This window comes from Streptomyces sporangiiformans, assembly GCF_005768555.2.
In the GTDB taxonomy this organism is placed as follows: domain Bacteria; phylum Actinomycetota; class Actinomycetes; order Streptomycetales; family Streptomycetaceae; genus Streptomyces; species Streptomyces sporangiiformans.
The window spans coordinates 79323-90589 of the sequence record NZ_VCHX02000078.1; the positions used below are offsets into that span (position 1 = coordinate 79323).

The window sequence follows — 11267 nt, forward strand, 5'->3', positions numbered from 1 at the left end:
CACGGCGGCCTAGCGTGGCAGGCACGGAACATCGTCTGAAGGGTGAACGCATGACAGCCACGGACATCGGCACCTCCGGTGCCCCCATCCTGCCCGAGGCCGGTCACCGGCAGTTCGAGGAGAAGGGCTTCACCGTGCTGCGCGGTCTGTTCGGCCGGGACGAAATCGCCGGGCTGAACGCGGAGTTCACGGCTCTGCATGCCGCGGGTCCGGTACCCGGCCACTTCGAACCGCGCACCTCGGATACCGACGACCCCGCAGGTCACGCCGATCCGCTGCACCGCTACCCCCGTGTGATGCACCCGCACAAGATCAACGACCTGGCCCTGCGCTTCCTCCTCGAACCGCGTCTGCGCAGCGCCCTTGAGACGCTTCTCGGCGAGGAGGTCCTGGCGGCCCAGAGCATGTTCTACTTCAAACCGCCGGGCGCCCGGGGCCAGGCCCTGCACCAGGACAACTTCTATCTCCGTGTCGAGCCCGGCACCTGTGTGGCCGCGTGGATCGCCTGCGACGTGATCGACCGGGACAACGGCGGCCTGGAGGTGGTGCCGGGCACACACCGGATGGACCTCTTCTGCCCCGAGGAGGCGGACGCCGGACTGTCCTTCGCGCGGGAGTACGTACCGCCGCCGCCCGGCCTGGCCACCGTGCCGGTCGACATGGAGCCGGGCGACGTCCTGTTCTTCAACGGCACCCTGGTGCACGGATCGCAGCCGAACCGCAGCCCCGACCGCTTCCGCCGCTCGTACATCGGCCACTACGTGGGCCGCTCGGCCGAGCGCATCGGGAGCTTCTACCACACCCTGTCGATGAGCGGCGATCCCGTCCCGCTGCGGGAGAGCGAGGGCGCCGGCCCGTGCGGCACGGAATTCGAGCCGGTGGGTCCGCACTGAAGCACCGGGTCAGCACCGAGGCAGGGCCGGGTCAGGACCGGGTCAGGACCGCAAGAGGCGGGCAGCCGTGAGGTCGAGCGCGCCGTCGCGCCAGGTCAGCCCGCGCAGATCGGTGACGACCACCGGGGCTTCGGTATCGAGTCCGCGCGGTCCGACTCCGATGACGTACGCACCGGCCGCCGCGCCCGCCGTGGCCCCGGCGACGCTGTCCTCGAAAACGACAGCCGTCGCCGGGTCGATCCCGAGTTTCTCCGCCGCCGCGCGATACCCGTCCGGGGCCGGTTTGCCGTGGCTGACGTCGTCCGCGGCGATGAGCACGGGCGGCAGCGGCAGACCGGCGGCGGCGAGGCGGGCCCGGGCGAGCGCGGTGACGCCGGAGGTCACCACGGCCCAACTCTCCTGCGGGAGGCTCGTGAGCAGGTCGAGGGCGCCGGGCAGCGCCGTCGTGAGGGCGGCGGCCTCGATCTCCAGACGGTCGATCTCGGCGAGGGCCGCCGCCCGCTCCGGCGGGTCGGCGACGAGCAGCGCGACGGTGTCGGCGGAGCGCCGTCCGTGCACCATCGCGGTGACCTCCTCGGCCGGCAGGCCGCGGTCACGGGCCCACTGGCTCCATGCCTGTTCGACGCCCGGGTCGGAGTCGACCAGGACGCCGTCGTTGTCGAAGAGGAGGCCCCGGCAGGGGATGTTCATGCGAAGTCCTTCATCGGCGTCCTTTGTCCAGGTCTTTCATCTGGGTCGTTCATGGATTGTCGTTCATGGATCGTCGGTGATGGATTGTCGGTGATGGATTCCCTCACGTGACAGGACGGTTGCGGTAGCGGTGGACGAGTTCGCGTGCGGCGGTCTGCATGCGGACGGGCGGCAGGCCCCGGGCGATCAGTGTCAGGTCGTCGACCACCATGTCGCCGATGGCCAGAAAGGCCTCCGGGATGCCGCCCGCACGGTGGGCGGAGAGCACCAGTCCCTCCAGGTCGCGAGCGGGGTCGTCGGGGGCGACGGGCTCATCGGGCCAGACGTCGATGGCTGCCAGCAGACGGCCCTGGGCGACCCGCGCGAGCAGCGCCGGGTAGTCGACGACGGGTGCTCGGCTGACGTGCACCAGCCGGACGCCGTCGGCCAGCAGGCCGAGTTCACGCTCGCCGAGCAGATGACGGCTCTCTTCCGTGGCGGTGGCGAGTACGAAGACGAACCGGCTGCGGGCCAGGGTCTCGTCCAGCGTGGCCGGGACGAGACCCTGCTCGCGCAGTACGGTGGGCGGCAGCCAGGGGTCGTAGACGCGGACGGTGGGGCGGAAGGGCGCCAGCAGCGGGTACAGGCTGCGGCCGAGGTTTCCGAAACCGATCAGGCCGACGTCCGAGCCGCGCAGCAGTACGGCGTCGGTGTTGCCGTCGGACACGTACCGCTCGCGTCCGGCGCGGAAGGCGCGGTCCTCGCGGCTGATGCCGCGCGCCAGGTCGAGAGCCAGGCCGAGCGCGTACTCGGCGACGGCCTGGGCGTACGCGGGGCCGCAGTTCAGGACGTGGATGCCCCGCTCGAAGCAGACTTCGTAGTCGACGTACGGATAGAAGTTGCCCTCGACGTTGAGCAGGGCCCTCAACTCGCCTGCCCGCGCGAGGCGTTCGGCCGGCAGGTCGGGTTGCCCGACTACGGCGAAGGCGTCGGGCAGGGCCCGGTCGAGGGCTGCTTCGGAGTCCGGTTCCACGACGGTGAAACGCTCGTGGAGCAGGGCCAGCGCGGCCGGCGTGAAGATCCGGTCCACGGGGTGCGGGGCGGCGCGCAGGATCACGAGCGGCTTGTCCTGGGTGCTCACGGCTCTCCTTGCATCCGTACGGAACGGGGTCACGACCTCACAGAACGGTAGCCGCGCGCACCCAGGTTCCCGGAGCACCCCTCGGACTGGCCAGGCCAGGCGATCGGCCCGAACGCCCGCGACGCCGGACGGCACCGAGCCGTTGGGGTGTGGTGGCCATCAGCTGCACTGCCAGGTGAACATGGCCCGGTCGAATCGCCGCTCGGCCAGGTCCTGCGGGCGCATCAGCCAGTACAGGGCCCCGCCGTCACCCCACATCATGTCCGCGGCGTCCTCGCTGTCGAACTGCGCCAGCAGCACCCAACTGCCCGCTTCCTTCGACAGCCGGGGATCGTCCCAGGACACCTCCCCCTCCAGCGCCGCTTCCGCGATCTCTATCTCCACCGGGTTCTGAACCGCATGCGCGTGGCCACTGATCTGGTGGCCCACCGCGTCGTCGAACTCCCAGAGCGCGTCGAGGAACTCCTGAGTGCACACGGGGTGGTCGTAGCGCTGCCCCAGCGGGGCACCCGGTGCGAAGGTCTCGCGGATCTGCGGATGCCAGGGCTCGGCCGCCGTCATCTCCACCCGGCCGGCCAGCGGCACCGCGGGATACGGCTCGAGTTCCACGGGCGTCTCGTGCTCCAGCGCCTCTTCACCGGCCGGTACGTAGAGCACACGGGCTCCCGCCCGGCTCTCTCGCTCCTCGGGCAGCACGAGAGCGTCACCGTCATCCAGCTGGCCGTCGAAGTAGAAGAACAGCAGCCTCCCCGCGTCCGGCAGGTCGATATCCAAAGCATGGGCGGGCAGCGCCGCGCAGTCGATCGAAGCGATGAACGAGAGCGGCCCGTGCCCCTCCCAGACCGGCCATTCCGTATGGGCCGGCAGCTTCGGCCGACCACCGAGATGACCGGCCAGGTTGTCCGAGCCTGCGGCTGCCTCAAGTCGGAATCCGGGGCGCAACAGGCCGAGCCACTGATCGGCAACGTCAGGAGACAGGTGCCGCAGGGCGAGAGAGCGCAAGGCGTCGGAGGATCCATGAACCATGCGCCCGATCATGCACGGCACCACTGACAGGCCGCCCGGCACCCCATCCACTTGACGGGCGCGATTTCCCACGCTTTGATCCTGATCGTGCCGGGGCGTGCAGCCCGGTACGCAGAGGTGCGCCCAGCCGGTAGCGGACATGGTTCAAGTCCGGCCAAAGTCGCCAGGATCGCCAGAGGCGTCCGAGGCGGGGTCGTACTCGCGATTTGATGGAGCGGACATGCCCGTCAAGCGTGTTGCCCGCGCCGGAGGCCTCAGGGCGGCCGCTGCCCTGGTCGCCCTCGCGGCGCTGGCCGGCTGTACGTCCTGGTCCGACGACGACCCGGACGACACCGCGAAACCGAAGCCGACGCCGACGCCGACGCCGACGCCGACGCCGACGCCGACGCCGAGGAGCGTCCGACTGCCGCCACGGCACGTCGGCTTCGACTACCAGATCGGCGGCTCCTATTCTCCGCCGGCCGGAGTCCGCATCGTCAGCCGCGACCGCACGGACTCGCCCGCCCCGGGTCTCTACAACATCTGTTACGTCAACGCCTTCCAGGCCCAGCCGGACGAGCGGGACGACTGGCCCGCCGAGCTGCTGCTGCGCGAAAGGAAGGGCAAGGTCGTCGTGGACGGCGACTGGGGCGAGGCACTGCTCGACATCGGTACGCCTGCCAAACGCAAACGGATCGCGGACCGGATCAACCAGTGGATCGACGGCTGCGCGGCCAAGGGCTACGACGCCGTCGAGCCGGACAACTACGACAGTTACACCCGCTCGCGCCGCCTGCTGACCGCGAACGACGCCACGTCCTTCATCAAGCTTCTCTCCGCGCACGCGCACGCCCGGGGCCTGGCCATCGCCCAGAAGAACACCGTGGAGCTGGCCGGCTTCCGATCCCGTACGGGGCTCGATTTCGCGGTGGCGGAGGAGTGCGGCGAGTACGACGAGTGCGGCGAGTACGCCAAGGCGTTCGACGACCGGGTCGTCGTGATCGAGTACACGGACAACGGCCTGAAGAAGGCCCGTTCGGGCTTCGGTGACCGGCTGAGCATCGTGCGCCGGGATGTGCTGGTGTCGAAGCCGGGCAGCGCCGACTACGTCCGCAAAACCCGCTGACGGGAGACCCCGATGAGTCGAACTCGGGGTGTTCTGTGCCCGGTTGGCCGTCGTCGCCACGGCGGCGGCCCTGCCGGTCGAGCGCATCTGGGACCTGTGCGACGACCTCGTACGGGCTCATCGGGCGTCGCTGCAACCGGAGTTGCGAGCCGAGCTGGACCACTGAGCCGGTCCGGACGGACTGGACTGGACGGACCGGACTGGGCTGGACCGGACGGACCGGACTACCGATCCAGCAGCTCCAGGGCCTGCTCCCAGCGAAACCCGCCCTCCACCGGACTGCCGAAGGAGTGCTCACCGAACCGGACCCCCATCCCGCGCAGCCGCTTCAGGCTCTCCTGGTAGGCGGGGTGCGCGGCCAACGCCTCACTGACGCAAGGGAGTACGGCGATCGGGACGCCGAGGCCGTACGCCTCGCAGAGTGTGCCGAGGGCCAGGGTGTCGGAGATCCCGGCGGCCCATTTGTTGACGGTGTTGAACGTCGCGGGTGCCACGACGACGGCATCCGGGTCCGGGAACGGCCGTGGGTCGCCCGGCGACCGCCAGGCGGAGCGGATCACCCGTCCGGTCTGCTTCTCGACCGCGGCGGTGTCGAGGAAGCCCGTCGCGAGCGGGGTCGCGATGACGCCGACGTCCCAGTCGCGCTCCTGGGCGAGTGTGATCAACGCGCCGACGCCCTCGGCGACTCCGGCGGCGCACACGACGACGTAGAGGAAGGGTTTCCGGGCCTGTTCGGTCACCGGCCAGAGCCTACTGAAGAGGCCCTGCCGGAGGACGCTACTCCGCCACCACTGGCCGTCGGCGTCATGGGACTCGTACTGGAAGCGGACGGCGATGCCCGGGGCCGGCCATCCCCGGGCATGGTTGAGTTGTCCGGGGTACATGTGAGCCTGGAATGGTTCAGCACACACACGACGATGGGAACGAAGGCATGCCTCTGGAGGGCGAGTACGAGCCCAGCCCCACGCAGTGGGTTCGTGAGCAGGTGGAGTTGATCGAGAGTTCAGGTGGGACCAAGGGGACCACGCTGATGGACACGGGGATGCCCGTGATCCTGCTGACCACCCGGGGCGCCAAGAGCGGCAAGATACGCAAGACCCCGCTCATGCGCGTGGAGCACGAGGGCGCCTACGCCGCCGTCGCCTCCCTGGGCGGCGCGCCCAAGCATCCGGTCTGGTACCACAACGTCCTGGCCGATCCGCGGGTGGAGCTCCGGGACGGCACGGTGCGCCAGGACATGATCGCCCGTGAAGTGACGGGCGAGGAGAAGGCGTTGTGGTGGGAGCGCGCCGTCGCGGCGTATCCGCCGTACGCCGACTACCAGAAGAAGACCGACCGCGAGATCCCGGTGTTCGTCCTGGAACCGGCCGGCGGGCACTGACGGCGATCACGGTCCGGAAGGTTCTCCGGAAGATTTGGCGGGCCCGGCAGGAATGAACCGTCGTGCGCCGGGCACACGACTCTCAGGCCCCGCCGCGCTCCCCCGTCGCGGCGGGGTCCATCGCTGTCTGCCCCGGGGCGCGGTCGGCCGCCCTTCCGGGCAGGTCAGCCCCCGCGCGGCCCCCGGTGAGCGTCCCGTTTCGCGGTCGGCGCGTCCGTCACGTCGAGGAAGATCTGCTCGGCCTCAGGGACCGTATGGGACACGGACCGCTTGATCCGCTCGGCGACCAGTTCGACGTCCTCGCTGTCCAGGCCGGGCGTGAGGTCGACGCGGGCGGCCACCAGGGTCGAGTCCAGACCCAGTTGCATGGTCAGCAGGGACTCCACGGAGTCGATCTCCGGCTGCGCCGCCAGCAGGGCCCGGATACGGTGACTGAGCTCGGGATCGGCGGCACGGCCGATCAACTGGTCACGCGCCTCGCGCCCCAGCCGGTACGCCACGTACACGAGCAGGGCCCCGATGGCGAACGACGCCGCCGCCTCCCACACGACCTGGCCGGTGCTCATATGGAGCGCCATGCCCGTGATCGCGAGCGTCACGCCGAGCACGGCGGTGCCGTCCTCGGCGACCACCGTCCGCAGGGCCGGGTCGCGTGCCGTGGAGGCGCCGCCCTGTGTGCGCACCTGGTGCAGGGCCCGCAGTAAGGACGCCCCCTCGGAGACGAGGGCAACCCCGAGGACCACCAGCCCCGCCACATAGCCGTCGTAGGACTCCGCGGCGCCCCGGCTCAGGGCTTCGAAACCCTGGAAGAAGGAGAAGCAGCCGCCCATCACGAAGATGCCGACGGCTGCCAGCAGGGACCAGAAGAAGCGCTCCTTTCCGTACCCGAAGGGGTGACGGCTGTCGGCGGGCCGCCGGCTGCGGCGCAGGGCGGCGAGGAGGAACACCTCGTTCGTGCTGTCGGCCACCGAGTGCGCCGCCTCCGAGAGCAGCGCCGGCGACCCCGCGACGAAGCCGCCCACGGCCTGGCCACGGCGATCACGAGATTCGCGGCCAGCGCCACGAGCACGGTGAGGCGTGTCCTGCGGTCCGATCGGGTCAACGGCTTATGGCTCACTTCGGCCGATTGCCCCGGTCGCCCGCCCTCACACGGGGGTGACGGCCGAATCCGGGGAACTCGTCTTCCCAGGGACCCGTCAGGAAGGAGAGGCGCGATGAGCGGCACCGAGGGCAACCGGGCGTACGGGAGGAAGCCCTTCAGGCGCTCCAAGAGCCACTTCACCGACCGCATCACGGCGGACGGCCGGGACGGCTGGCCGGTCGAGCCCGGGCGCTACCGTCTGGTCGTCAGCCGCGCCTGCCCCTGGGCGAGCCGCGTGGTGATCTCGCGCCGGCTGCTGGGGCTCGAGGACGCCCTGTCGATGGCCGTCACCGACCCCGTCCAGGACGACCGGAGCTGGCGGTTCACGCTGGATCCGGGCGGCCGTGATCCCGTACTCGGCATCGGGTTCCTGAGCGAGGCGTACGACGCGCGGGAGCCGGAGTACCCGGGTGGCGTCAGCGTGCCCGCGATCGTGGACGTCCCCAGCGGCCGTCTGGTCACCAATGACTACCAGCGGATCACTCTGGATCTGGCCACCGAGTGGACGGCGCTGCACCGGGACGGGGCACCCGATCTCTACCCGGCGCGGCTGCGAGACGAGATCGACGAGGTCATGGCGGACGTCTACGAGGACGTCAACAACGGGGTGTACCGGGCCGGCTTCGCCACCGATCAGGAGGAGTACGCCGAGGCCTGTGAGCGTCTCTTCCGACGGCTGGAGCTGCTGACGGAGCGGCTCGGCAACCGGCGCTATCTGGTCGGCGACACGATCACGGAGGCGGACATCCGGCTGTTCACCACGCTGGTCCGCTTCGACGCCGTCTACCACGGCCACTTCAAGTGCAACCGCTGGAAGCTGACCGAGAACCAGGTCCTGTGGGCGTACGTCCGTGACCTCTACCAGACGCCCGGCTTCGGCGACACCGTCGACTTCGATCACATCAAGCGGCACTACTACCAGGTCCACACGGGCATCAACCCGACCGGCATCGTGCCGCTCGGGCCCGATCTGTCGGGCTGGCTGACGCCTCATCGCCGCGAGGAGCTCGGCGGCCGTCCGTTCGGCGACGGGACCCCGCCGGGGCCCATACCCGAGGGCGAGGAGGTCCCGGCGGCCGGCCGGCCGCCGGAGAAAGGCACAGGCCGAGGAACGACCTGAACCGCAGAGAAAAAGGCACAAAGATACAAAGACATAAGGAGACAGCGATGCCGAAGAAGAAAAAGATGAAGCTGCCCCTCGCCTACAAACCCCTCGGGTTCGTGCTCGGCTGGGCGGGCGGAGCCCTCGCCGGGCTGGCCTTCCAGAAGACGTGGCAGACGATCCGGCACGAGGAGGACGCGCCCGACGCACTGGACAAGGACCGGAGTTGGGGCGAGGTGCTGCTGGCCGCGGCCATCCAGGGCGCCATCTTCGCCGTCGTCCGCAGCGCCGTGGACCGTTCGGGTGCGACGGCCGTCGAACGCGCGACCGGAGTGTGGCCCGCGAGCGACAAGGGCGGCCGGGACTGACTTCTTACCGTCAAGTAGGGTTGGCGTCCACATGCGGGGCCGTGGAGGCCAGGAGCCAAGGGATCGAGCCATGAAGAACCGGACAGAGGTGGGCGACACCGTCGAGGACTTCGCTCTGCCCGACGAAACCGGAACCTCCCGGCAGCTCTCCGAGCTCCTGGCCGACGGCCCCGTCGTCCTCTTCTTCTATCCGGCCGCCCTGACTCCCGGCTGCACCGCCGAGGCGTGCCATTTCCGCGACCTGGCCGCCGAGTTCGCCGCCATCGGCGCGCGGCCTGTGGGCATCAGCGGCGATCCGGTCGACCGGCAGCAGGAGTTCGCCGGAAAGCACACCCTGGGGTTTCCGCTGCTGTCCGACCCCGAGGGGGAGATCCGCGAGCGGTTCGGCGTGAAGCGGGGCTTCACGATGGCACCCACGAAGCGGGTCACCTTCGTCATCTCCGAGGACCGGAAGATACTCGAGGTCGTGCGCAGCGAGATCAGGATGAGCGCGCACGCCGACCGCGCCCTGGCGGCACTGCGCGCCCACCGGTCCGACGGGCCGACTCGCCAGGGCTGATCGACTCCCGGGCGTTCAGCCCGACTTGGGCGCCGTGGCGCGCGTGCGGCGCAGCGTGAAGGAGTGGCCGGCCGGATCGGCGTACCCACGCTCCTCAAACGGACCGGCCGCCTCCTTGGTCTCCAGCGGCCGCCCGCCGAGTGATACGACCTTGCGCTCCGCCTCGTCGAGGTCCTCCACATGGAAGTCGAGGTGGACCTGCAGGGAGTTCTCGGGCCGCGGCCAGCTCGGCGGGGTGGCCGTCATGTCCCGGCGGAACGCCATGCGGAGCCCTTCACCGCCCTTGATCTCCACGCGGTTCGCGGTCGCGTCCGTCTGCTCGGCGTCCAGCAACTCCTCGTAGAACGCGGCGAGCTTCTCGGGCTCGGCACAGTCCAGTACCACCACGCCTGCCACTACCAGTGCCATGTCTCCTCCGTACGGGGCCGGACGCGGCGGCGTTCCCGCCCGTCGCTCCCCGCCATCGGGTACCCCGCCCCAGGGAATCAGTCGTCCACGAGCCGCTGACCTCCCGCATGAGGTCCCGGCCGGCGGACTCGATCACTCCGCCGTGCCGGACACAAGCGTATGCATTCGGCCATGAGAGCTCAAAAGAGTAACGAAGGTCACGAAGAAGTCACGGAGGTCACGGCATAGATCATTTACGATCAGGGCAGCCTCGTAGCGTAATCGAGTCAACTTTCGCCTCGGGAAGCGCAGTTCGAGTTTGGCGGGGGTCAAGTTCCGATCGCCGCCCGCAGGGTGGGGGGCTCTGTGAACCGTCTCCAGGAGAGGACGCGAATGCCGCAGGACGTCAAGTTCGACCTCCCGTTCGACACCCCCATCAGTGAGCACCTCGAGCACGCCCGGGCGCGACATCTGCGCTGGGTGTGGGACCGGCGCCTGGTGCGCAGCCAGGCCGGCTTCGAGGAGTACGTGTCCTGGGACCTGCCCCAGGCCGCCGCCCGCACTTATCCCCACGCCTCGGCCGAGGACATGGTCGTCCTCATGAACTGGTTCTCGCTGGCCTTCCTGTTCGATGACCAGTTCGATGCCAGCAGACCGGATCGCGCCGACCGGATAGCCGACGTGGCGCGTGAGCTCATCGTCACACCGCTGCGTCCCGCGGGCAGCACCCCCCGAGTGGACTGCCCGATCACCATGGCCTGGGCGGAGGTCTGGGCGCATCTTTCGGAGGGTATGTCGCTGGCGTGGCGTACGCGGTTCGCGGCCTCCTGGGGCCGCTTCCTCGTGGCGCACACCGAGGAGGTGGACCTGGCGGCCCGAGGCCTTGCGGGCACGCTCGGCCTTGAGGAATACACCGAGTTCCGCCGCCGCACGGTCGGCATCCACCACAGCATCGACGCCGGTGAACGCAGTCGTGGCTTCGAGGTCCCGGCTCAGGTGCAGGCCCATCCGCTGATGATCAGGATGCGTGATCTCGCCGCGGACACCATCGGGTTCATGAACGACATCCATTCCTTCGAGCGCGAGAAACGCCGAGGAGACGGACACAACCTGATAGCCGTCCTGCACCGGGAGAACCGGTGCACCTGGGAGGAAGCGGCCGACGAGGCGTTCCGGATGACCACGGAGTGTCTCAACCAGTATCTCGAACTGGAGGCCCAGGTACCGCAGATGTACGACGAGCTCGGCCTGGACGAGGACGAGCGGGACCGGGTACGGATGGGCATCGAGGCCATCCAGCACTGGATCAACGGCAACTACGAGTGGGCACTGACCTCGGGGCGGTACGCCGCGGACAAGCAAGGTCCTGCGTCCGCCGCCGAGTTGGCGGGCCGGGGGTCGGTGGACGACCTGCTCACGGTCTGACAGTCGGAGGGGCTCCTCGCGGTCTGTCGCGCGGAAGCCCGTTCGGCCGGCCATCCGTGAGGTGGCCGGC

Annotated in this window: 13 protein-coding genes and 1 pseudogene; 8 read left to right on the forward strand and 6 right to left on the reverse strand. The window is 69.7% G+C overall.

Annotated features, from left to right (window positions below; all coding sequences use genetic code 11):
- The first annotated feature begins 50 nt into the window (after window positions 1–50).
- Window positions 51–893 carry a phytanoyl-CoA dioxygenase family protein gene (locus tag FGD71_RS08000; protein WP_119099688.1) on the forward strand — a complete coding sequence of 281 codons (843 nt, stop codon included), beginning with the start codon at window positions 51–53 and terminating at the stop codon, window positions 891–893.
- Between the two features lie 42 nt (window positions 894–935).
- On the opposite strand, the gene FGD71_RS08005 is transcribed toward FGD71_RS08000, so the two are convergent.
- The 3 genes from FGD71_RS08005 to FGD71_RS08015 all read right to left on the reverse strand — a co-directional run bounded on the left by FGD71_RS08005 (window position 936) and on the right by FGD71_RS08015 (window position 3729).
- Window positions 936–1583 carry an HAD-IA family hydrolase gene (locus FGD71_RS08005; RefSeq protein WP_119099689.1) on the reverse strand — a complete coding sequence of 216 codons (648 nt, stop codon included), beginning with the start codon at window positions 1581–1583 and terminating at the stop codon, window positions 936–938.
- Window positions 1584–1686: 103 nt separating this feature from the next.
- Window positions 1687–2703: an NAD(P)-dependent oxidoreductase gene (locus FGD71_RS08010; RefSeq protein ID WP_162931061.1), complete on the reverse strand. Its 1017-nt coding sequence runs from the start codon at window positions 2701–2703 to the stop codon at window positions 1687–1689.
- A 159-nt stretch (window positions 2704–2862) separates the two neighbouring features.
- Entirely contained in the window at window positions 2863–3729 is an 867-nt protein-coding gene (locus FGD71_RS08015) for a YwqG family protein (RefSeq protein ID WP_119099709.1), read from the reverse strand.
- A 220-nt stretch (window positions 3730–3949) separates the two neighbouring features.
- Between FGD71_RS08015 and FGD71_RS08020 the strand changes: the two genes are divergently transcribed.
- Window positions 3950–4834: an endo alpha-1,4 polygalactosaminidase gene (locus FGD71_RS08020; RefSeq protein WP_119099691.1), complete on the forward strand. Its 885-nt coding sequence runs from the start codon at window positions 3950–3952 to the stop codon at window positions 4832–4834.
- Window positions 4835–4862: 28 nt separating this feature from the next.
- Window positions 4863–5000 (forward strand): hypothetical protein, encoded by a 138-nt coding sequence (locus tag FGD71_RS47295; RefSeq protein WP_162931058.1) that lies wholly within the window; start codon window positions 4863–4865, stop codon window positions 4998–5000.
- A gap of 58 nt (window positions 5001–5058) precedes the next feature.
- Here the strand turns inward: FGD71_RS47295 and FGD71_RS08025 are convergent, their stop codons facing one another.
- Window positions 5059–5574, reverse strand: a complete 516-nt coding sequence (locus tag FGD71_RS08025; RefSeq protein WP_240436455.1) for a flavoprotein — start codon at window positions 5572–5574, stop codon at window positions 5059–5061.
- A gap of 191 nt (window positions 5575–5765) precedes the next feature.
- Here FGD71_RS08025 and FGD71_RS08030 point away from each other — a divergent pair, with 191 nt between their 5' ends.
- On the forward strand, window positions 5766–6215 hold the full coding sequence (locus FGD71_RS08030; RefSeq protein WP_119099710.1) for a nitroreductase family deazaflavin-dependent oxidoreductase: 450 nt from the start codon (window positions 5766–5768) through the stop codon (window positions 6213–6215).
- Window positions 6216–6379: 164 nt separating this feature from the next.
- Here the strand turns inward: FGD71_RS08030 and FGD71_RS08035 are convergent.
- Window positions 6380–7284 (reverse strand): annotated as a pseudogene (locus FGD71_RS08035) (cation diffusion facilitator family transporter).
- 145 nt (window positions 7285–7429) lie between these two features.
- Between FGD71_RS08035 and FGD71_RS08040 the strand changes: the two are divergent.
- From FGD71_RS08040 to FGD71_RS08050, 3 genes are all read left to right on the forward strand, one after another.
- On the forward strand, window positions 7430–8476 hold the full coding sequence (locus FGD71_RS08040) for a glutathione S-transferase family protein (protein ID WP_119099693.1): 1047 nt from the start codon (window positions 7430–7432) through the stop codon (window positions 8474–8476).
- A 47-nt stretch (window positions 8477–8523) separates the two neighbouring features.
- Window positions 8524–8826 carry a DUF4235 domain-containing protein gene (locus FGD71_RS08045; protein WP_119099694.1) on the forward strand — a complete coding sequence of 101 codons (303 nt, stop codon included), beginning with the start codon at window positions 8524–8526 and terminating at the stop codon, window positions 8824–8826.
- Window positions 8827–8896: 70 nt separating this feature from the next.
- Window positions 8897–9385 (forward strand): peroxiredoxin, encoded by a 489-nt coding sequence (locus FGD71_RS08050; protein WP_119099695.1) that lies wholly within the window; start codon window positions 8897–8899, stop codon window positions 9383–9385.
- A 15-nt stretch (window positions 9386–9400) separates the two neighbouring features.
- Here the strand turns inward: FGD71_RS08050 and FGD71_RS08055 are convergent, their stop codons facing one another.
- Window positions 9401–9793: a VOC family protein gene (locus tag FGD71_RS08055; RefSeq protein WP_119099696.1), complete on the reverse strand. Its 393-nt coding sequence runs from the start codon at window positions 9791–9793 to the stop codon at window positions 9401–9403.
- A 372-nt stretch (window positions 9794–10165) separates the two neighbouring features.
- Here FGD71_RS08055 and FGD71_RS08060 point away from each other — a divergent pair, with 372 nt between their 5' ends.
- On the forward strand, window positions 10166–11197 hold the full coding sequence (locus FGD71_RS08060; protein WP_119099697.1) for a 7-epi-alpha-eudesmol synthase: 1032 nt from the start codon (window positions 10166–10168) through the stop codon (window positions 11195–11197).
- Window positions 11198–11267: the final 70 nt, after the last annotated feature.